Raw genomic sequence first — 22,271 nt, 5'->3', positions numbered from 1 at the left:
GATCACATTAGTTCCTTCGAGATCACTTTGGCAACATAATCGATTATGTCCGTTGCTAAAAGTCCAAATGAGAATTCCTCAAAGGCCAAGTCCCCCGCTTTTCCGCAGATATATGTGCCTAAACAACAGGCATCGAAAGGTCCCATACCCTTTGATAGCAATCCAGAGATGATACCGGCAAGAACATCTCCTGTTCCGCCAGAGGTCATACCTGCGTTGCCTGTGATGTTCGTACGTATCCTCGTGCCATCAGTGATGATGTCCTTTTCACCTTTGAGAACAATCACCGAATCAAGTTCTTTCGAAGATTCCATCTGGTCCATGTCGCCGCACAATCTTATGTATTCCGAGTGGTGCGGAGTGTAGATCGTTGGAGCGTTCCTTCTTATGTGTTTTCCGGACATCGCAGTGATGGCATCCGCATCTATCACGATCGGTCTCTTGCATTGTGTGCAGAATGAACGGACAGCACTGATCGTGCTTGGATCCGTACCGAGTCCAGGACCGATGAGGACGGAATCACATTTTTCAGACAATTCCAATAATGTATTGACAGATTCCTCTGTGACGTGATCTCCTGGAAGTTTATGCATTATGAAGATGGGGGAGAATGACGATATCTCTGTGAATGATGATTCTGGTGTAGCGACATGGATCAGATCTGTACCCACACGTGCCGCAGCCAATGCCGACATCGCCGGTGCGCCTATGTATGGGCCTCCGCCGATGACCAAAAGTCTTCCATTCTGTCCCTTATGAGAATCATTCCCGGATCTTGGATATCTTATCATATCTCCTGGACCAACACGGTCATATGCCTCACTCGGGATGCCGATGTCCGCGATGATGATCGTTCCGCAATTCGATTCATCCATTCCTTCTTTGATGTCGTGGAATGTCACGGTTATATCAGGAACAACTGCACAATTCGTACCAAGGCCAGAGGGTACATCGCATGATATGATCATCTTGCCGGATTGATTGATCCCCTCTATGCATCTTGCATATTCTCCTTTGATATCCTTGTCGATACCGGTTCCAAGTAAGCAATCCACGATGACATCATATCTTTCGATCAATGAATCCGAATACGGTTCGATCTTGATCTTTTTAGAATTCTTGATCGCTAGAGGACTCTTCGGTTCTTTGATGAAGGTCGCATCCGCTGAAAGATATCTTGCAGCAACGAATCCATCGCCACCGTTATTCCCGGTCCCGCAGATGAAAAGTACCTTCTTCGATGGGAATTTATCGGAGATTATCTCCGCGAGTTCTTTTCCAGCATTCTCCATCAATGACTCTACGCTGATACCCAAATGTTCTGCGTTGCCATCCAATGCCTTGGCGTCAAGTATGGAGATCATGAAGTCTAAATGCGGTTACTCGTATAAATCTATCAAGAGTTCTTTACGAGTGTTTCACCGATCTTAGACAAAAGGGTTGTTTTCTTCATCTTCCCTTTCTCTACGCGGACACATCCATTCTTCTCATTGGAATTGGATGGATATGCAGCATCCTCTATTATCTTGTACTCAAGATCGAGGATCATGGCGCCCTTAGCTATGATGTCCAGGTCGGGCTTATCAACACAAAGAGACTTAGGAAGTCTCCTTCCTTCAGCACGTGACCTGCTTATGTCAAAATATTCGGGCCATAATACAATCGCATTATCGTCGTCGTACGCCATGTTTACCAGAAAGGAAGTGTATTGTAAAAGGTTTGGCGTGCTTACGCGAGCAGGATTGCGTTAACACTTCCATCCTGGCCAGGCCTGGATGTAACAACAGCTTTGCTTCCATCTTCAAGGTCGATCGTTGCGCCCTTGTTCAAGATGTTACGCTGGATGTAGTTCGGGTCTGCCGGGTTTGCACTGACATTGACGATCTTCATCTTCGTTACTTTGCCGCTGTTCTTGTCAACAACATTCGCATATTCTGCTACAAGCATACCAACCTTGACATTTCCACCGGCTCCGCGGTACTGTTTCAGTGACTCTGCACCGAGCTTAGTGAACTGCTTCTCTCTGCCGATTTCGAATTTCCTCTTGTTAGCACTGGGGACACGCCTGCCTCCAGTGGGCTTTCTGTTGGATTTTCCCTGCCAAATTGCCATGATTACCGAGACCCTCTAACATCGAACTGTATATAAATCTTTCATCTCGCTATATAATCACAGGAGGTCTGATGATTCTACAAGCCTAGCATTGATGGCATCATCATTCAGTTCAAGAATCGCTGCATGTCCTTCTTTAGCAGGACCGGGGTTGATGAACAATGTGTCATTGATCTTCAGAATGCCTATCGCCTCATGTATGTGTCCAGAGAGAGCAACTTTCGGCTTGTATCTCTCGACGATCTTCTTTATCGCAGTGCTTCCGACATGAAGTCCCGACGGGATCTCATCGAGTATCCCGTTGGATGGGGCATGCGTCATCAGTATGTCGATGCCTTCACAGATCTTATCGAGATCGGATTCGATAATGTCTTCCTCTATCTCGAATGGCGTGTGGAAGATTGTAGGGTTGCTGCCTCCGTATGCTGCGAATTTGATGTCACCAATGGAGAATGCTTTTCCATGTACGCTGTGGCAGACGTTCTCAGCTTTAGTGGGCAGATCCAACGGGTCGCAGTTACCGGGTATGAAATACACATCCTTCTTGAATCTCTTCAAGGTGTTCACGCCTTCCTCACTCGTTCCAAGATCAGTGACGTCACCAAGGAAGAGTATGGCGTCGATGTCATCCGTTTCAAGTCTCTCGATCCACTCGAACGCTGAGCACTGGTTATGAAGATCTGTTAGTACGAGGAATTTCATGATAATGAATGTGGATTCGATTATTAGACAAAATCGATTGTTTTTCTACAGTTATATAAACCATATCTGTATTTTGAGTAGCATGGATAATGCACGTTTGAACAAGATTAAAGGGCGTAAACTCGGCGAGATCGTTCTTTACGCAAGTATGATCGCACTTGAGCCTGAAGAAAGGAACGAGTTCGTAGAACTCATAGGTGAGATCAACAGGGATGTCAATGACATAGATGGATTGTTATCCGGTTCCCAGAGTTCTGAGCATGATCCCATCGTAAACACGAGATACATTGAGAGACTCTCCACACATGAACTCGATGATGAGAGATATCTCAACGAGCTGAGAACAGGGCAGACGCCCGTTGTTGAGGATATCGTCGAAATGGTCGTTGACGATGATATTGTCGTTTCACCTGTGCCTGAGGAGATCCCATCCTCTGATGAAGTTACGGGTTCAGAGGATGATGATGTTGATGAACCGTACATGCAGCCTTTGTTCACAGAGGATGACGAGAACATGTTGAGAGAGATCAGGGCGATGAAGAATTCGAAGGTCGATCTCTTCATCGAACGCGAGTTGGCTGGTAATTTCAAAGAAGAGGCGTGTGAGGATGTCATCCGTTTCACGAAGATCGACATGAGGCTCATAGATCTCCTTCTGGAGCTCGATTATTCTGATAGGGGTAGATTGGAATCGAATCTGAAGACACTTGTCGATATAGTCAATGGCATGGATGCACCGAAGTACGGAAAGCTCTATGTCAATTCACTCAACAAAGAGGAAGCGAAGCTTGAGGTAAGGTATAACGAATTCATCGATAAAGTGGATGAACTCGTTAAGGAAAGGTTCCCAGAGATCGTCCCGGATGCATTAGCGACCGAGTGATCCTATCAATTCAACTTCTCACTAAACTCCTTATTTTATTATATATTATAATACAGAATAAATTCAAAATAAATTGTAATGCGGTATGTCGATCGCTACAACCCTCTGATGTAGATTTGAAATGATCGATCGAACGATCTTTTTAGGGATTGATAATAGAATAGAAATGGCGTGGGGGGCGAGATTCGAACTCGCGAGTCCGTACGGACATTAGATTAGCAGTCTAACGCCTTACCAGGCTGGGCCACCCCCACAAGGTAATCTGCTGTAAGCCGTTCTCATATTAAACATTCTCCACATGCTTTTCGTCCGCTTTTTCTGCAGATCTTTCTTGTTCTTTCTATAACGCGCCAGATCGCCATCGTGGTGCTGTTTATCAGATGAAATATGCCATTTTTTCGGTGATTATATCGAAATGTAGGAAAAACAATAACCAATTTTTTTTCATGACAGATAAGTATAAGTAGAGAAGCGCATAACGGGGTAATGCGCGGTGCAAGACACCAAGCACACGAGTAAAGTCGTGGGGTGTGATGGTCCAAAACCATTATATACTCCTTCGATATACTCGGAAATGCGCGGCTGAAACCGACAAGCGTTTCAGACGGCAAAGATGGAGAATCAAGATCTCCGCCGACATCACGGCGTGTTCTCTTGTATTCTGACGTTCGATGCTACGAATGTTCCGTTAGACGGAGCATCGTAATGAGTGTGCCGTTTAGCGGGACAATAGGTGAAACGTGGTAAACTGCCAGTTTCAATTTCATCCATCATAAATGACGTTTGAATAGTCAAAATTGATTTGACTCCGGTTGATCCTGCCGGCGGCCACCGCTATAGGAATTCGATTAAGACATGCGAGTCGAGAGTCGTAATGGACTCGGCGGACTGCTCAGTAACACGTGGATAACATGCCCTAGAGTGGAGGATAATCTCGGGAAATTGAGAATAATACTCCATAGATCATGAAATCTGGAATGATTCATGGTTCAAAGTTCCGGCGCTCTAGGATTGGTCTGCGGCTTATCAGGTTGTAGTGGGTGTAACGGACCCACTAGCCAGTGACGAGTATGGGCCTTGAGAGAGGGAGCCCAGAGATGGATTCTGAGACACGAATCCAGGCCCTACGGGGCGCAGCAGTCGCGAAAACTTCACAATGGAGGCAACTCCGATGAGGGAATTCCTAGTGCTAGTACATTAGTATTAGCTTTTCTTTAGTATAGAACGCTAAAGGAATAAGGGCTGGGTAAGACGGGTGCCAGCCGCCGCGGTAATACCCGCAGCCCAAGTGGTGGTCGATTTTATTGAGTCTAAAACGTTCGTAGCCGGTTCATTAAATCCTTGGGTAAATCGGGAAGCTTAACTTTCCGACTTCCGAGGAGACTGGTGAACTTGGGACCGGGAGAGGCAAGAGGTACTTCTGGGGTAGGGGTAAAATCCTGTAATCCTAGAAGGACCACCGGTGGCGAAGGCGTCTTGCTAGAACGGATCCGACGGTGAGGGACGAAGCCCTGGGTCGCAAACGGGATTAGATACCCCGGTAGTCCAGGGTGTAAACGCTGCAGACTTGGTGTTGGGGACCCTTCGGGGGTGTTCAGTGCCGGAGAGAAGTTGTTAAGTCTGCTACTTGGGGAGTACGTCCGCAAGGATGAAACTTAAAGGAATTGGCGGGGGAGCACCGCAACGGGAGGAACGTGCGGTTTAATTGGATTCAACACCGGAAAACTCACCAGCAGCGACTGTTACATGAAAGTCAGGCCGATGACCTTACTAGATTTTCAGAGAGGTGGTGCATGGCCGTCGTCAGTTCGTACCGTAAGGCGTTCTCTTAAGTGAGATAACGAACGAGACCCTCACCAATAATTGCTACTATGTCGTCCGCGATGTAGGCACATTATTGGGACCGCTGGCGCTAAGTCAGAGGAAGGAGAGGTCAACGGTAGGTCAGTATGCCCCGAATCTGCTGGGCTACACGCGCGTTACAAAGGGCGGGACAATGGGCTCCGACGCCGAAAGGCGAAGGCAATCTCGAAACCCGTCCGTAGTTCGGATTGTGGGTTGTAACTCACCCACATGAAGCTGGATTCCGTAGTAATCGCGAATCAACAACTCGCGGTGAATATGCCCCTGCTCCTTGCACACACCGCCCGTCAAACCACCTGAGTTGGGTTTCAGTGAGGCTATCTCTAATTGGGGTATTCGAACTGAGATTTAGCAAGGAGGGTTAAGTCGTAACAAGGTATCTGTAGGGGAACCTGCAGATGGATCACCTCCTACGCAGAGTGGGGTTAACCCCCACTCTCAAAACATATAAGCGAATTTACATTGCAAGGAAGTCTCAAACGAGTACTTCCCGCAATTCCTTGGTAGTTTATCACGCACTAAACGTAGCATCGAACGTCACTTGTATTTTCTTTTCTTCAATTTCTACTACTTTAGTCCATTTTGTCACTTTGTCATTGTGAGCATCGAACAACATATCTTTTAATCTAGTATCAATTCTACATGAATGATAGCTAGTTTCGATATTGTTTTGGATCAGATTTATGAGAAGTGGTAGTCCCGTCCGGATTCGAACCGGGGTCGCCGGCTCCAAAGGCCGGCATGATTGACCACTACACTACGGGACTATCGTTCTGCCCTATCGAATTAAATTATTTAATCATTGATGGTTGACGATCCTTCCGACGAGGTGTGTGGGAGCACTTCCTGTGATCTCAACATCAATGAATGTGCCGATAGGGATGTCAGCCTCTATGCCGATCGGCCTATAATTCCTATTCCTTGCGATCATTGTTCCAGGCCTTCCGTTTTCTGTCACCAGGGCCCTGTATCTCTGACCGATCAGTGTACTGTTTATATCGCCCTCCACAGACATCTTCGTCTCTGTAAGCTCTGTGGAGCGTTCTTTAGAAATGTTACCGTGGATCTGGTTCTTCATCGTAGCAGCATCAGTTCCCGGCCTTACAGAGAAGCGGGTTATGTTGACGGTGTCCGCATGGAGATCCTTGATGAGTTTGATGCTCTTCTCATGGTCCCTGTCGGTCTCACCGGGGAATCCGGTTATCAGATCCGTCGCTATACTTATGTCGGGATATCTCTCCCTCAGGCGATTGACGATCCCCATGAAACGATCGACGGTGTAATGTCTTCTCATTCTCTCCAATACTGAATTGCTACCGCTTTGTACAGGTATGTGCAGGAATCTGTAAACCCTCTCGTCCTCCATGACATCCATGAGATCGTCAAGTATGCGATCGAGATTGTTGGGATTCATCATGCCGATCCTTATCCTGTATTCTCCTTCGAATTCCAGGAATCTCCTAAGAAGTGTTGGTAGATCGGTATCTATGTCACGACCATAGCATGCAGTATCCTGTGCTGTAACAAGTATCTCCTTCACACCCGAATCGAGCATGGATTTGAATTCATTCAGAAGTTCATCTTCCTGATAGCTTTTCAACACGCCTCTCGCGAATCTCGTTATGCAATAGGAGCAGTTGCCGAGGCAACCCTGTGCTATCGGCAATATCGCAGAGGCTCCGAACTTGTAAGTCTCTGTACAAGGGGCACATCCGAATGCACTCTCCACCTTCCCACTGAAGAGATCGTATTGATCCGGCGGTATTATCATCGATTCAGGTAGGCGTATGGATATCCTCTTGGGTTGTACTTTGGCCATACAACCGGTGACGATGATCTCCTTCCCTTCCTGTTTCAATTCACCCATCCTATGGACCATCTTCTTCTCGGTAGTATCCACTACGGTACAGGTATTGAGGATGACGATGTCGGCCTCATCAGGAGAATTAACCCTGGTGTGGCCGAGACTCTCCATCTTCTTGGAGAGCTGTTCACCCTCGCCAAAATTCATCGTGCAACCATATGATTCCACGAAATATCTCATATGGACCTCAGCGTGTAGCCGCCTCAGTGGTCAATGAACCGAACGCAGTCTTGGCGGAGATATTCGTGATCTTCGCATGTACGGTGGTTCCCTTCACAGTTCCAGGGACGATGACGACATAATCCATCATCTTACCGATACCATCACCTTTCTTTCCGACATCACTGATGAAGACCTCTACTATGTCCCCTTCCTTCAGTCCGTTGTGCGTATCGGATCTGGATCCTTTCTTGACATTGACAGGCCTGTGTGCACCACATGCCTCACATTCGAGAACGAGGGTCCTTCCTTCCTTGACCATCTTCGTATCGGGACGGCCGCATTCGGAACAGATGACGAAAGTGTCCGTGTATGATTGGATCTTATCCGCGATATGTCCGGGGCTGATTTTGGATTTCAAGATGACCCTGCGACCCTCGAGATTTCCTGGTGTTCCCAATTCCCTGAGGAGATATTGCAGGACGTGCTCAGGCTCTCTTCTGAGTGTGTCTGTGACGTCGATGAAGTTCCTGATCACTGTGGTCTTACCTTCCTGAAGCACATCGAGTTCAGGTATTACGAATCTCTCGTGTGATTCTGCCACTTCAGGCAATTGTTCTTTGGCTCTGTCGAGCAATGCGAAATAGTCTTCATCTGCTGTCATAAGGATTCCTCTTGTCTGCCCATATATATCGTATTTAAAAAGCTTATGCGCGCGCGAGGCAAAAACGGATGCAATCCGTTATGTAGTTCGCTATACACGGATAGCAGTTATATACAAGTTGATTATAGGTGAAATCAGATCATGTCCGAGGATTGCATATCCTTTAAATAGGATAACAATAATCGCGACGTTACTTCAGATAATATTATGAGGTGAAAAATTGGGTAGAGGTCTTTATACCGCAAGAAAACTCAGGACTGACAGGCAGCAACATCGCTGGCTGGACAGGGCATACAAGAAGAGAGTACTGAAACTTAGGGAGAAATCCGATCCTCTTGAGGGTTCATCACAGGCACGCGGAATCGTCCTGGAGAAGGTCGGAGTTGAAGCAAAACAGCCTAACTCCGCTATCAGGAAATGTGTGAAAGTCCAGCTCATCAAGAACGGACGTCAGATCACAGCATTCGCGGTTGGAGACGGAGCTATCAACTTCATCGATGAACACGATGAGGTCATGGTCGAAGGTATCGGTGGAAGGATGGGCCGTTCATACGGAGATATTCCTGGAGTCCGTTACAAGGTCATCAAGGTCAACAACGTTTCGCTCAATGAGATGGTCAGGGGAAGGACTGACAAACCGGTAAGGTGAATTCAATGGAAGAGAAAGCACTTATGTTCGGAAAATACGATCTGTCCGAGGTTACAGTCGCCGATGGCGGACTGGCAAAATACATAGACCTCACCCCCACAAATGTTCCTCACTCGGGCGGAAAGCATGCAAACAGGTGGTTCGGAAAGTCAAAACTCTGCATCGTTGAGAGACTCATCAACAATGTAATGAGGACCGAGAAATACACCGGAAAGAAACTCAAAGCTTACGCAGCTGTATCTGAAGCATTCGATATCATCGCTCAGAAGACAAAGGAGAACCCTGTGCAGATCCTCGTCAACGGGCTCGAGAATGCAGCACCCCGTGAGGAGATCACAAGGCTCCAGTTCGGTGGTGTCTCAGTTCCTAAAGCAGTCGATATCTCCCCTCAGAGGAGGCTCGATATCGCACTTCGCAACATGAGCACTGGATGCGTCAAAGCATCAACAAAGAACAAGAAACCTATTGCAAGCTGCATCGCAGATGAGATCATGCTTGCTGCAAAGGGAGATATGACATCATTCTCAGTCGCTAAGAAAGAAGAGATTGAGAGGGTTGCACAGTCCGCCCGCTGATCATAAAGAAACAAAGGTGGGATTATGGGCAGAAAAGAGGACAATGTAAAGTACGCAGTCACTCTGATGAAGACACAGCAGTTCATCAGGAACATCGGTACTGCAGCACATATCGATCACGGAAAGACAACATTCTCCGATAATCTGATCGCAGGCGCAGGTATGATGTCATCAGAACTTGCTGGAGAACAGCGTGTTCTCGACTTCGATGAGCAGGAGGCTGCACGTGGAATCACGATCAATGCAGCATCAGCATCGATGGTCCACGAGTTCGACAGTCAGAAGTATCTGATCAACCTGATCGATACACCTGGTCACGTTGACTTCGGTGGAGACGTCACAAGGGCAATGAGGGCACTCGATGGTGTCTTCATCCTATGCTGTGCTGTCGAAGGTATCATGCCTCAGACCGAGACCGTCATCAGGCAGGCACTCAAAGAGCGTGTCAAGCCTATGCTTTTCATCAACAAGGTCGACAGGATGATCGTTGAGCAGCAGGTCACACCTGAGATGATGATCGAGAAGTTCTCGCACATCGTCGCTGAGTTCAACAAGAAGATCGCAACGATCCTCCCCGCACCTCTCAACAAAGAGTGGCAGGTAAGTATCCAGGACGGAACGGTCGCATTCGGTTCAGCATACAACAACTGGGCTATCTCCGCGACCTACATGAAGAAGAGCGGCGTCTCATTCAAGGACATCTTTGAGTACTGTGGAAAGGAAGGCGGACAGAAAGAGCTCGCTAAGAAGATCCCTCTCCACGAAGTAGCACTCGAGATGGTCATCAGACACATCCCCAACCCTGTGGATGCACAGAAGATCCGTATCCCTACCATCTGGAAGGGAGACCTCAACACATCCATCGGAAAGCAGATGCTCGCTTGTGACTCTAACGGTGACGTATCACTCATGATCAACAAGATCATCATGGATCCTCACGCAGGAGAGGTCGCAATCGGAAGGCTCTTCTCAGGAACAGTCAGAAAGGGTATGACACTCTACATTTCAGGACAGCCCGCACCCCAGAGGGTACAGGGTGTCGCATTGATGGTCGGTGCAGACCGTATCGCAATCGAGGAATGTGAGGCAGGAAACATAGTCGCACTCACTGGATTGAAAGATGCGATCGCTGGTTCGACAGTTTCAACACTCAAGGATATGGAGCCTTTCGAGAGGATGGCCCACTACTCCGAGCCTGTCGTTACGAAAGCCATCGAAGCAAAGAACATGAAAGATTTGCCTAAGTTGATCGAGGTCCTCAGGACGATCGCTAAAGCCGACCCTTCATTGAACATCGAGATCAACAACGATACCGGTGAACACCTCATCTCAGGAATGGGTGAACTTCACCTTGAGATCACAGAATACAGGATCATCAACGAGCAGGGAGTCGACATCGTCTCATCTGCACCTATCGTCGTATATCAGGAATCCGTCAAAGGAAGGAACCCCTCAGAGTTCGAGGGTAAATCACCCAACAAGCACAACAAGTTCTACTTCATCGTAGAGCCTTTGGAAGAGGGTGTCAAGGAAGCCATCCGCAAGGGTGACATTGATCCTGAAGCGAAGATCAAGGACCCGAAGGCCCTCGCAAAGATCCTTGCTGATGCAGGAATGGACTCAGAGGAAGCAAAAGGTATCGTAGCATTCAAAGGAAACAACGTCCTTCTCGATTGCACAAAAGGTATCCAGTATCTCCACGAGACAATGGAACTCATCAAGCAGTCCTTCGAAGAGGCCATGATGAAAGGTCCTCTCGCAGGAGAGAAGGTCGCCGGACTCAAAGTGAAGCTCATGGATGCAAAACTCCACGAGGATACAATCCACAGAGGTCCTGCACAGGTCATCCCCGCAGTAAGGGATGGTATCTATGGTGCGATGTGTGACGCAGGAAGGATCCTTCTCGAACCTATGCAGAAGGTATTCATCGCTGTGCCTCCAGATTATATCGGAGGAGCGATTAGTCTCATCAGTCAGCGCCGTGGAACCATTCTCGACACAGGATCAGATGGTTCGGATTCAACAGTATCCGCACTTTGTCCTGTCGCAGAGATGTTCGGATTCGCAGGCGACGTTCGCGGTTCCACACAGGGACGTGCGATCTGGTCAACAGAGAACGCTGGTTTCCAGCAGATCCCACCAGATCTTCAGAAGAAAGTCGTAACTGAGATCAGAACAAGGAAGGGAATGACGCCCGAGCCTTATGATTCGAAATACTATGCAGGTATCTGAGGCTTAAACTTAAATACAAAACACTATATGGAGCAATTCAGGCTTAAATTAATCCTATAAAGGAGGAAAAAAACATGGCAGAAAAAGAGCACATGAACTTGGTCATCATCGGACACGTCGACCACGGAAAATCCACCCTTACGGGAAGGATCCTTCTCGAGACCGGTGCAATCGACCCGCACATCGTTGAGAAATACAAGAAAGAAGCAGAAGAGAAAGGTAAGGGTACCTTCTACTTCGCATGGGTCATGGACGGACTCAAAGAAGAAAGGGAGAGGGGAGTTACTATCGATGTCGCACACAAGAGATTCTACACCGACAAGTACTACTTCACAGTCATCGACGCACCTGGACACCGTGACTTCGTTAAGAACATGATCACAGGTACCTCACAGGCAGACGGAGCAATCATCACATGCTCTGCAATCGAGGGACCTCAGGCACAGACAAAAGAGCACATCTTCCTTGCAACAACACTCGGTGTCAAGCAGATCATCGTTGCAATCAATAAGATGGATGCAGTCAAGTACGACGAAGCCAAATACAAAGAGGCAGTCGACGCAATGAAGAAACTCTTTGCAATGATCGGAAACAAGGCAGAGGACATCCCGTTCATCCCTGTATCCGCATACGTGGGCGACAACATCAAAGAGCTTTCAGCAAACACACCCTGGTACAAGGGCCCCACGCTCCTCCAGGCACTCGACAACTTCAAAGTCCCCGCAAAGGAGACAACAAAAGCACTCAGGCTTCCTGTTCAGGATGTCTACACAATCACTGGTATCGGAACAGTCCCTGTCGGACGTGTTGAGACCGGTGTCCTCAAGCCGAAGTCAAAGGTCATCTTCATGCCTTCCAACGTCGTTGGAGAGGTTAAATCAATCGAGATGCACCACGAGCAGATGCCCGAGGCAGTTCCTGGAGACAACGTCGGATTCAACGTCGGTGGAGTCGCAAAGAACCAGATCAAGAGGGGAGATGTCGCAGGACCTGTTGACAACCCGCCTTCAGTTGCAAAGACATTCACAGCACAGATCATTGTGCTCAACCACCCGTCTGTCATGACCGTTGGATACACACCTGTCTTCCACGTTCACACAGCACAGGTCGCATGTCAGCTTGTTGAGGTCATTTCTGCACAGCGTGCAGGTAAGAAGCTCGAGGATCTCAGCTTCCTCAAGAACGGTGACAACGCAATTGTCAAGTTCAAACCCACCAAGCCTCTCGTAATCGAGCCCGCTAAAGACTTCGGTCCTCTCGGAAGATTCGCTATCCGTGACATGGGACAGACAGTCGCAGCAGGTGTTTGTGTCTCAGTTGAGAAAGCCTGAAGGTAATCTCAATGTCACAGCGCGCAAGGATTTCACTGAGCGGAACAGACCCGCAGAAAGTCGACAGCGTCTGTACCCAGATCAGAGGAATCTCTCAGAAGACTGGAGTTCAGATCCGTGGACCGGTTCCACTTCCTACAAAGAAGTTGAAAGTCCCCTGCAGGAAATCACCCGACGGTGAAGGCAGCGAGACATGGGACCGCTGGGAGATGAGGATCCACAAGAGACTCATCGACCTCGATGCTGACGAGCGTGCTTTGAGGCAGCTCATGAGGATTCAGGTCCCCGATGGCGTGAACATCGAGATCGTCCTCCGCAACGCATAAACTCATTTAATCTAATTCCAAGGGGGATTTCCCCCTTTAGGAATATATTATTATAGCGATTTCCATTTCGACGTATGTGTGATACCTCTGGTTATCAACAGTTGTCACCAGATAGTAAGAAATCCATGTACATTGGAAGTCTGATATGGGCGATCATCTGTCTATTAGCAGCTTCTATCGCTGAATTTTTCCTAATGTCTGCAGATTTCTACGAAACGTGGGTGCTGTACATCATCGTAGGCATCGTAGCGATTATCATTGTATTCTTGATGATACGTCCAATCCTATTCTATGATCACTATGCATATATTGTGAATTCTGAGAAAGTGGACATCAGAAGAGGAATATTCACAATAACCACGACGATGGTCCCTATCGAGAGAATTCATCAGATCGAGATAAAGAAGGGCCCGATAAACAATCTGTTCGGACTTTCTGATGTTTATGTGATCACTGCAGGCGGTGCGGCTTCGATACAATATCTGAAACAGGATGTTGCTGAAGAGATAGCCGATGAATTGAACAATGTCGTGAACAAAATCATCAGATCAAGGGATAATCAATGATAGAATCCATAAGGAATCATCCATCCGTTGTGATAAAGAATTGTCTTTTCTCTGTATTCGCACTTGCAGTTTTGGCAATCATGACGATGGATGAACAACCCAAGATTTCTGTATTGCTCATCGCTTCTTCTCTTGTCGTTGTTGTAATAATGATCAGGGCCTGGAAACTGACGACCTATTCATTCATGGATGATCGTATCGTCGTTAAAAAGAGAACTGCTTTCAAAGCAGATAGGACGATTCCTTATGAGAGATTATCATCTGTTAATGTCGTCAGAGGGGTGTTCGAAAAGATATTCGGCACAACCATCCTTCAATTCAATGTGAATTCCGGTGTGAACGCTAGTGTGCCCGAGGTATCGATATGCGTTAAAGATGATGTAGCTAAGCGCATCAAAGCCTATGTCACCATACACATGTACAATCATGACCCTGTGAGTGAAGAGAAGGTGGAGTATGAGTACATCGCATCATTCTCGCCGATACAGGTCATTCTCCACAGTATCCTGTCACAATCCACATATACTCTTCTTGTCGGTTTCTTCTTTCTTGTATACGGTATCTTCAGCTCGATATCCGATGTTGTTGGCAGCAAAGCAATCCTTTCTTCGACATTGTTGCTATTCATCATACAGACAATAGTGCCCATCCTAGGTCAGATCATACGTTATTTCAATTTCAAAGTCTATCGTGACGAGGATACGATCTATCTTCAACATGGCCTTCTGACCAATTATCGTTCATCGTTCGATATAAGCAGAGTCAACGCATTCTCGATAAAGAAACCGTTCTTTGCAAGGATCATGGGTATGGCATACTTGGAGACCGATGTCGTTGGTATCAATGCCATATCCAATGATGTCACGCCAACATTATGTCTAGTCATGAAGGAGAAGAAATTGGATGAAATCATCAAGCGTCTAATCCCTGAATTCACATATCCTCAGGAGATCACAAAACAATCACCTGGTGCTAATTCACTCATTTTTGGCAAATCCGCTGTTGCTGCTGCACTTTTAACATTCATAGTTGCATTATCCATCGTGATCTCTTCAATGGACCTCCTTGATGAATTCTGGGATTCGAATCCTGGTTTTGAAGGTCTATTCGTTATCACAGCTATTTTGACATACTCTGTTTTGATGATTCTCCTCATCCTCGGTTGGAGGTTGTCCGTTCGTAACAAAGGATATTCATGCTGTGAGGATAAGTTCACTTTCTACATCGGCGTGTTGGATCTGGAGGAGGTGACGATAAGGTATGATTGTGTGCAGATACTCGAGACCAGTTCAGGTTATTTCGCAAGGCGTAAGGGTTTATCGAAATGCACAATCTCCATGCTGTCATCATCTGGAACGAAATCGGTCAAATCTGGCTATTTCAGAACGGATATCTTCGATGACATCAGTTTCAAGCTCTTGACAAGGATCAAAGACGGTCACTATTTTGGAAACAAAAATAATCAATGATCTTTAATTTGGAGAATCAAACTTCATTTGACGTAACTTTGATGTTAATGGATCATCGAATTCAGCATAATAGTATAATAATAAAGTTTATATACGGTTTATCTATCACAAGAATTGTTGGGCTGGTAGATCAGCTGGAAGATCGTCTGCTTTGCAAGCAGGAGGCCGCGCGTTCAAATCGCGCCCAGTCCACCATCTTTTTACGATTTGTTTTGACATTAGCCCAGTCTTTACATCGGGTTTAGTGTGTTCACGATTCAATAAAAATTGAAAAAAGGAAAGAGGTTGTTTGAAAGGGTTTATTGAGCCGTTCAGAATTTTCCGACGACTGCTTTGATACGTCTGACGCCAGCTGCTGAACTCTCTTCCTTCAGGATCTTGAATCCTTCGAGTTCTCCAGTGTGGCTGACGTGAGGTCCACCACAGAGTTCACTGTCGATGTCGCCTATCACATAGACTTTGACGATCTCTCCATATTTGCTGTCAAAGACACCGATCGCTCCAGAAGCTTTCGCTTCTTCCTTCGTCATCTCTTTGCAAACGACAGGTATGTCCTGTTTGATCGCATCATTGACGAATTCATTGATCTTCTGCAACTCTTCAGGTGTGAGTTTTCTGTCAAAATTGAAATCGAATCTGAGTCTCTCTGCAGTTATGTTGCTTCCTTTCTGTCTGATGTTCGGATCAACAACTTTTCTGAGCGCAGCATGGAGGAGGTGTGTTGCAGTGTGGAGTTTTGTTGTCTCCACGCTGTGGTCAGCAAGCCCACCTTTGAATGTCTGATTCGAATCCATCCTGGATTTGTCTTGGTGTTCTTTGAATCTCGCTTCGAAATCCTTCATATCGACTTCAAGACCTCTCTCTTTCGCGAGTTCGGCTGTGAGTTCGATGGGGAATCCATATGTGTCGAACAATCTGAAGACGAGTTCTCCCTTCATGACCTTCGAATCACCGTTCTCTGCGACCATCTCATCGAATTTCCTAAGACCTTTTGTAAGGGTCTTCTGGAATTTCTCCTCCTCAGCAGTCAGTGATGAGTATATCGAATCCTTGTTCCTGACAAGTTCAGGATATGCATCTCCGAACTCATCCACAACGACTTCTGCGATCTTCTGCATGAACAATCCATCGTAACCGAGTTTGCTCATATTCCTGGATGCTCTCCTGATGAGCCTCCTGAGGATGTAGCCTTGTCCGACCTTTGCTGGAACGACTCCGTCAGCAAGGATGAATGTCGCTGCTCTGATATGGTCGGCAACGATCCTGAAGTCCTTGATGTACGGCTCTTCATATGGTTTTCCGCAGATCTCTGAGATCTTGGAGATTATCGGTTGGAATATTGTAGATTCATAGACTGAGGGAACATTCTGAAGGATACGGCACACCCTTTCCAGACCCATGCCTGTATCGACATTCTTCTGTGCGAGCGGAGTATATTTCCCATCCTTGTCCTTGTTGTACTGCATGAACACGTTGTTCCAAATCTCTGTGTACTTGCCGCAATGGCATGAAGGTCCACAATCAGGTCCGCATTTAGGCTGCCCGTTGTCGTAGAATATCTCGGTATCCGGTCCGCAAGGTCCTGTTACTCCCGCTGGCCCCCACCAGTTGTCCGCTCTTCCGTAGAAGAATATCTGATCATCCTTCAATCCATGTGATCTCCAGATCTCCGCGGTCTCCTCATCTTTGGGAATCCCATCTTCGCCTGCGAATGCAGTGACTGCGAGTTGTTCCTTCTTGAAACCCAACACATCGGTAAGGAAATCGAAACTGAATCCAATGGATTCCTTCTTGAAATAATCTCCAAGTGACCAGTTCCCAAGCATCTCGAAGAATGTAAGGTGACTTGCATCGCCTACATCATCAATATCTCCTGTCCTGATGCATTTCTGATAATCGACGAGTCTTTTGCCCATGGGGTGTTTCTCCCCAAGAAGGTATGGTACCAACGGGTGCATACCGGCGGTTGTGAATAGTACTGTGGGATCATTCTCCGGAATGAGTGATGCGGAGTCGATATGTGCATGTCCTCTTTCCTCGAAGAATTTAACAAAAGCTTCTCTTAATTGTTGGGCATCCATGTGCTCATCTCTAATAATCCCGCGCATGTGGTACTTATTTAAATATAATTCCACATGTGGCAGAAGGTATTTTCAAAAGAGTTCAGAGAGGATCTTTTCGATATCCTTGTCAGATATGATCACTCTCTTTCCTTCTGACCTCAGTATATTCAATGGGGCAGAACCGATCTCTTTGACGATGACGGTGTCGCAATCCTTCAGTTTAGAGATTATCTCCCTTATGTGGTCGCTGTGGGATTGACCATATGTGTTGCAGCTTATGTCTATCTGAATCTCATCGACGATCTTGTGACCTTCGTAAATGACGAATCTTTTCGTATTTCCAAATCCACCGTCGACAGCAATTCCGGACTCGGATGCGATAGCTACCCTTTTCGCCCTATCATCAGAAATGGTGATGGGGTTGTTCTCGACGCTCGGTCCGCAGCCTGAACCGCATGGTCTTGTCCTGACGAATTCATTGGATCTGTCGTCATCAAGGAGTCCGATGGCATCGGCCCTGCATTGTCTGCAATGACGCATCATCTTGATGTCGGATGAACATATATCAAGCAGTTTTTTCCTTTCTTCTGGCGTAGGAGCTTCGATATTCGAGAATTTTGTACCCTCTACAGGTATTAATGGAAGGATGTTGACGATGTACACACCAAGTCCTTTCACCTTCTTCACAACGTCCGGGATATGTTCGGAATTGATCCCTGGTATGAGTACGACATTCACTTTGACGATCATGCCTTTCTTGACGCAGAGTTCTATCCCTTCGATCTGATTTCTCAGAAGTATCTCTGCAGCTTCCTTCCCTTTGTAGCATGTCCCGTTCCACATGACGCTATCGTAGATGTCTTTCGTTATCTCGGGGTCGATACCATTCATCGTTACAGTTACGAACCTAACACCGGATGAATAGAGTTCGTCAACATAATCTGGAAGCCTTAGACCATTGGTGGAGATGCACAATGACATCTCGGGGAATCTGTCCTTTACGATCCTTATCGTCTCGAATGTGGATTCATTGGCTAAAGGGTCACCAGGTCCAGCGATCGCGATGACCTTCAAAGCAGGTATCTTCTCCTTTACCAAAGTGATCTTTTCAATAGCTTCATTGGGAGAAAGTACCTCGCTGGTCACACCAGGTCTGGATTCATTGCAGCAATCGTATTTCCTGTTACAATAATTGCATTGTATGTTGCATCTGGGAGCAACAGGGAGGTGCATTCTTGCGAATTTCTTATGTGCATCCTCATTGAAACATGGGTGCGTCATCAGCGATTCTTTCAGAGCTTCTGATTGCTGCATACGTCCGATATACATATCGTTCTATAAATTCACGTTGTTAAGTTACTAGGATGGTATGCTTCACTAGTCTTCCTTATATTATATAATATAAGTAATGAATGAAATATGTCGCATCGATGAATGGTGCCCAAGGTATAGGGAGGATCATGTCCGACATCAATGCGGATGTCCCCGTGAATAAACATACGCTATTGGATTGTATCGAGGGCAATAGGACATACAAGACTAGGTCGGGACACACGATCGAGATGGATCCTAAGGAGATCGAATATCTCTCCACCATATGCGATCAGATCGACCGCATGTATCTCCGCCTCCCAATCTTCGTATCGACGGACATTACCGGAGAAGAGACATGTTGGAAGGTGGATGGACGCATAGAATGTAAGATCATAGCTAAAGTTCTTGATCGCGCATGGCATGATGAGGAGACGATCAGGATCTTTCCTTCCGATTATCGCGTTTTATTGAAAAGATTGCCCACAACGACCGCAATTCTCTATCTTTGATGAATGATTTTTTTGTTCATCAAAAACGTATAAATATAAGTTGATTGTACAGGGGTATGCGCGATGTGTACCATCGTGTGGTTCGCTGAAAGGCGAGCTATGAAATCACTGTGAACTGACTGGTTGGCCAGAAGTATTATATACTACTCCGCTAATCGGGAACTTCGCCGGAAGTCGTAAAGGCTTCTGAATAACGATCAAGTGAAAACATGCACCCGACAAGAGGTCCTTGTTCGGGGAAGTGGCATAGGGCTCCGTATATGGAGGATGAGAGCGGAATTAGCCCGATGATTGCCAATCATACGCAACCTGGACGTGTGCTAGATCATACGCCAGCGGCGATGCTACGCCGCATGGGGGATGGTTCGGCTAGAGCGCTGAAGAAGGTCGTGTCAAGCTGCGATATGCGTCGGGTAGGTGCATGAAGCCTATGATCCGACGATTACCTAATGGGACTTCCTATTCTTCGGAATAATCAGTAATGATTGGGAACGCGGGGGATTGAAGCATCTTAGTACCCGCAGGAAAAGAAATCAACAGAGATACCGTTATTAAAGGCGATCGAACGCGGTATAGGACAAACTGAATCCCCATATGAAAGTATGGGGAGATGTGGTGTTTTGGACTCTTTTACTCCTTAGCAACAAGATTCAAAGTGTGCTGGAAAGCACTGCCATAGAGGGTGATAGCCCCTTAGAAGAAGTGTTGTATGGAGATTTTTGAGTATCCAGAGTAACGTGTGTCGGATATCACGCGTGAATTCGGGAGACATTCACTTCCAATCCTAAATACGTCTCTAGTCCGATAGTGCAGTAGTAGCGCGAGTGAAAACTGAAAAGTACCCTTTACGGGAGGTTAAAAGACCTGAAACCATGCGGTTAAAGATTTATATAGCATCAAAGGGAAGAAACCATAATGGTGGACCAGTGTTATATTGTTCGTTTCGAAAAACGAACCATGGAGTTCTGATCATTGGCGAGGTTAAGTACTGAAGTACGAAGCCGAAGGGAAACCGATTGTCCGCAGTTTTTAACGAGGGACAAGGTGTGCTCGCCTGGAGTCAATGGTGCGGATACCCGAAGCCGGTCGATCTATGCCTGAGCAGGATGAAGCCTCTCGAAGGGGAGGTGGAGGTCCGAACCAGTTCTGATGTGCAAATCGTTTGGATGACTTGGGTGTAGGGGTGAAAGGCCAATCTAGGCCGGGAATAGCTGGTTCCCCCTGAAACTATTCGCAGATAGACCTCGGTCGAGGTAGAATGTGAGGTAGAGCACCGATTAGGGATTTAGGGGAAGAAATTCCTCGGTTCCTTGTCAAACTCCGAACTTGCGTTCGCTGTAGACACCGGGTGTGAGGCCATCCGGGGTAAGCTTGATGGCCATAAGGGAAACAACCCAGACTAAAGTTAAGGTCCCTAAATTTCGGTTAAGTGTAATACGAAATGGCGTCGGCAGTCTTAGACAACCGGGAGGTGGGCTTAGAAGCAGCCATCCTTCAAAGATAGCGTAACAGCTCACCGGTCGAGATTGTGGGCCCAGAAAATGGACGGGGCTAAGCCGAGTACCGATACTTTAGAAAACAGCAATGTTATTTGGTAAGGGGGCGTGGTGCATGGGCAGAAGTGGGGCCGTGAGGTCCTGTGGACCGTGTACCAACGAGGATCATGGTGTGAGTAGCAGCAAAGTACGGTGAGAATCCGTACCGCCGCAGGGGCAAGGGTTCCTTGGCAATGTTCGTCAGCCAAGGGTTAGTCGATCCTAAGGTAGTCCTTAATCGAGACTATCGAATGGGAAACAGGTTAATATTCCTGTACTAGTAATTTCTTTGCCTATATTTTGACAGATCGGGATAGTTGGAGTATAATTGTCTTTATATTGAAGTGCCGAAGTCTCTGAAGGACCGTAATGGTGAGAAGGAGATGAATTCATGATCAGGGGGGCGTAGGCCCTCTTCCGATGATTCCTGGTTTCCGTGAAAAGGAATATAGGGTCAACTTTACTAATCGTACCAAGAACCGACACAGGTGTCCCTAGGTGAGTAGCCTAAGGCGTGTTAGCATAATCGAGGCGAGGGAACTCGGCAAATTAGCCCTGTAACTTCGGGATAAGGGGTGCCAGTTGCGTGAGTAACTGGTCGCAGTAACAAGGGAACTCCGACTGTTTAATAAAAACATAGGTCGCTGCTAGTTCGAAAGGATGTGTATAGCGGCCGAAGCCTGCCCAGTGTCGGTATCTTAAATTCTGTTTCAACGGAACGAAGGACCGATAAACGGCGGGGGTAACTATGACCCTCTTAAGGTAGCGTAATACCTTGTCGCTTAATTGGCGACTTGCATGAAGGCTCAACGAGAGTTCTACTGTCCCCGCCTCGACGCTAGTGAAAACAATCAGTCTGGTGCACAATCCAGACCCCTCCATCTGAAAGCGAAGACCCCATGGAGTTTCACTACAACCTGTTGTTGTGATATGAATTTGCATGTGTAGGGTAGGCGGGAGCCGTTACCCAGGAAGGAGCGCTAGCTTCTCTCCGAGACACCGATGAAACACCGCCCTTGCGAATTTGTACCACTAACCTTTACGAAGGGACAGCTATAGGCAGGTAGTTCGGGTGGGGCGCCACGCCCTCAAAAAGATAACAAGGGCGCCCAAAGGTTAGCTCAGTTAGGTCAGAAATCTAACGAAGAATGTAAAGGTAAAAGCTAGCTTGACTCGGAATCAGACAATAGGATTCGGAGATAGGAAACTAAGGCTTAGCGAACCAATCAACCTCCTGAGTGGGGGTGATTGATGTCAGAAAAATTACCCTGGGGATAATTGAGTTGTCAGCAGCAAGAGTTCATATCGACCTGCTGGCTTGCTACTTCGCTGTCGGCTCTCCCTATCCTGGTGGTGCAGCAGCTGCCAAGGGTGGGGTTGTTCGCCCATTAAAAGGGATCGTGAGCTGGGTTTAAAACGTCGCGAGACAGTTTTGTTGCTTTTTGATGGAGGTGT

At 46.9% G+C, this 22,271-nt stretch carries 17 protein-coding genes, 3 tRNA genes and 2 rRNA genes; 12 read left to right on the top strand and 10 right to left on the bottom strand.

The features are described 5' to 3' along the window. Positions 1 to 2 precede the first annotated feature (2 nt). The 4 genes from ACI2NF_RS00955 to ACI2NF_RS00940 are packed head-to-tail and all read right to left on the bottom strand — an operon-like array spanning position 3 to position 2,814. The gene (locus tag ACI2NF_RS00955; protein ID WP_400151956.1) at positions 3 to 1,364 is read right to left on the bottom strand and encodes an NAD(P)H-hydrate dehydratase; all 1,362 of its coding nucleotides are present in this window, start codon (positions 1,362 to 1,364) and stop codon (positions 3 to 5) included. Between the two features lie 32 nt (positions 1,365 to 1,396). Next, positions 1,397 to 1,687 carry a signal recognition particle subunit SRP19/SEC65 family protein gene (locus tag ACI2NF_RS00950; RefSeq protein WP_177971760.1) on the bottom strand — a complete coding sequence of 97 codons (291 nt, stop codon included), beginning with the start codon at positions 1,685 to 1,687 and terminating at the stop codon, positions 1,397 to 1,399. Positions 1,688 to 1,728: 41 nt separating this feature from the next. Further along, positions 1,729 to 2,112, bottom strand: coding sequence for a 30S ribosomal protein S8e (locus tag ACI2NF_RS00945; RefSeq protein ID WP_400148076.1), 384 nt, complete (start codon positions 2,110 to 2,112; stop codon positions 1,729 to 1,731). A gap of 57 nt (positions 2,113 to 2,169) precedes the next feature. Then, on the bottom strand, positions 2,170 to 2,814 hold the full coding sequence (locus tag ACI2NF_RS00940; RefSeq protein ID WP_400151954.1) for a metallophosphoesterase family protein: 645 nt from the start codon (positions 2,812 to 2,814) through the stop codon (positions 2,170 to 2,172). Positions 2,815 to 2,896: 82 nt separating this feature from the next. Here ACI2NF_RS00940 and ACI2NF_RS00935 point away from each other — a divergent pair, with 82 nt between their 5' ends. Next, positions 2,897 to 3,697 (top strand): hypothetical protein, encoded by an 801-nt coding sequence (locus tag ACI2NF_RS00935; protein ID WP_400151952.1) that lies wholly within the window; start codon positions 2,897 to 2,899, stop codon positions 3,695 to 3,697. A gap of 167 nt (positions 3,698 to 3,864) precedes the next feature. On the opposite strand, the gene ACI2NF_RS00930 is transcribed toward ACI2NF_RS00935, so the two are convergent. Further along, a tRNA-Ser gene (locus ACI2NF_RS00930) sits at positions 3,865 to 3,951 on the bottom strand. Between the two features lie 551 nt (positions 3,952 to 4,502). Between ACI2NF_RS00930 and ACI2NF_RS00925 the strand changes: the two genes are divergently transcribed. Beyond that, positions 4,503 to 5,972, top strand: a 16S ribosomal RNA gene (locus tag ACI2NF_RS00925). A gap of 279 nt (positions 5,973 to 6,251) precedes the next feature. Here the strand turns inward: ACI2NF_RS00925 and ACI2NF_RS00920 are convergent. From ACI2NF_RS00920 to ACI2NF_RS00910, 3 genes are all read right to left on the bottom strand, one after another. After that, positions 6,252 to 6,327: transfer RNA gene (locus ACI2NF_RS00920), tRNA-Gln, on the bottom strand. 32 nt (positions 6,328 to 6,359) lie between these two features. Continuing rightward, positions 6,360 to 7,604: a tRNA (N(6)-L-threonylcarbamoyladenosine(37)-C(2))-methylthiotransferase gene (locus ACI2NF_RS00915; protein ID WP_400196943.1), complete on the bottom strand. Its 1,245-nt coding sequence runs from the start codon at positions 7,602 to 7,604 to the stop codon at positions 6,360 to 6,362. A 7-nt stretch (positions 7,605 to 7,611) separates the two neighbouring features. Beyond that, positions 7,612 to 8,247: a translation initiation factor IF-2 subunit beta gene (locus tag ACI2NF_RS00910; protein WP_400147166.1), complete on the bottom strand. Its 636-nt coding sequence runs from the start codon at positions 8,245 to 8,247 to the stop codon at positions 7,612 to 7,614. 220 nt (positions 8,248 to 8,467) lie between these two features. Between ACI2NF_RS00910 and ACI2NF_RS00905 the strand changes: the two genes are divergently transcribed. The 8 genes from ACI2NF_RS00905 (at position 8,468) to ACI2NF_RS00870 (ending at position 15,590) form a co-directional block, all read left to right on the top strand. After that, entirely contained in the window at positions 8,468 to 8,896 is a 429-nt protein-coding gene (locus ACI2NF_RS00905; RefSeq protein WP_177971889.1) for a 30S ribosomal protein S12, read from the top strand. A 5-nt stretch (positions 8,897 to 8,901) separates the two neighbouring features. Further along, positions 8,902 to 9,471: a 30S ribosomal protein S7 gene (locus ACI2NF_RS00900; protein WP_177971890.1), complete on the top strand. Its 570-nt coding sequence runs from the start codon at positions 8,902 to 8,904 to the stop codon at positions 9,469 to 9,471. Positions 9,472 to 9,495: 24 nt separating this feature from the next. Then, complete coding sequence (locus tag ACI2NF_RS00895; RefSeq protein ID WP_400210953.1) at positions 9,496 to 11,703, top strand: elongation factor EF-2; 2,208 nt, start codon at positions 9,496 to 9,498, stop codon at positions 11,701 to 11,703. A gap of 74 nt (positions 11,704 to 11,777) precedes the next feature. Then, positions 11,778 to 13,034, top strand: coding sequence for a translation elongation factor EF-1 subunit alpha (tuf, locus tag ACI2NF_RS00890; RefSeq protein WP_400152368.1), 1,257 nt, complete (start codon positions 11,778 to 11,780; stop codon positions 13,032 to 13,034). An 11-nt stretch (positions 13,035 to 13,045) separates the two neighbouring features. Next, positions 13,046 to 13,360, top strand: a complete 315-nt coding sequence (gene rpsJ / locus ACI2NF_RS00885) for a 30S ribosomal protein S10 (protein ID WP_177971893.1) — start codon at positions 13,046 to 13,048, stop codon at positions 13,358 to 13,360. Between the two features lie 74 nt (positions 13,361 to 13,434). Further along, positions 13,435 to 13,926: a PH domain-containing protein gene (locus ACI2NF_RS00880; protein WP_400149714.1), complete on the top strand. Its 492-nt coding sequence runs from the start codon at positions 13,435 to 13,437 to the stop codon at positions 13,924 to 13,926. Next, positions 13,923 to 15,395, top strand: coding sequence for a PH domain-containing protein (locus ACI2NF_RS00875; protein WP_400149715.1), 1,473 nt, complete (start codon positions 13,923 to 13,925; stop codon positions 15,393 to 15,395). Before ACI2NF_RS00880 ends, ACI2NF_RS00875 begins: the two co-directional genes overlap by 4 nt. Before the next feature lie 119 nt (positions 15,396 to 15,514). Beyond that, positions 15,515 to 15,590, top strand: a tRNA-Ala gene (locus ACI2NF_RS00870). 116 nt (positions 15,591 to 15,706) lie between these two features. On the opposite strand, the gene ACI2NF_RS00865 is transcribed toward ACI2NF_RS00870, so the two are convergent. Beyond that, positions 15,707 to 17,476: an alanine--tRNA ligase gene (locus ACI2NF_RS00865; RefSeq protein WP_400210952.1), complete on the bottom strand. Its 1,770-nt coding sequence runs from the start codon at positions 17,474 to 17,476 to the stop codon at positions 15,707 to 15,709. 72 nt (positions 17,477 to 17,548) lie between these two features. Next, complete coding sequence (nifB, locus tag ACI2NF_RS00860) at positions 17,549 to 18,772, bottom strand: nitrogenase cofactor biosynthesis protein NifB (RefSeq protein WP_400210951.1); 1,224 nt, start codon at positions 18,770 to 18,772, stop codon at positions 17,549 to 17,551. A gap of 98 nt (positions 18,773 to 18,870) precedes the next feature. On the opposite strand from nifB, the gene ACI2NF_RS00855 reads away from it, so the two are divergent. Beyond that, positions 18,871 to 19,281 (top strand): DUF61 family protein, encoded by a 411-nt coding sequence (locus tag ACI2NF_RS00855; protein ID WP_400147186.1) that lies wholly within the window; start codon positions 18,871 to 18,873, stop codon positions 19,279 to 19,281. A 332-nt stretch (positions 19,282 to 19,613) separates the two neighbouring features. Next, a 23S ribosomal RNA gene (locus tag ACI2NF_RS00850) occupies positions 19,614 to 22,271 on the top strand; the annotation flags it as partial.

It is taken from the genome of Candidatus Methanarcanum hacksteinii (assembly GCF_964305265.1).
Classification (GTDB): domain Archaea; phylum Thermoplasmatota; class Thermoplasmata; order Methanomassiliicoccales; family Methanomethylophilaceae; genus Methanarcanum; species Methanarcanum hacksteinii.
This window is presented reverse-complemented; position numbering and strand designations above follow the sequence as displayed.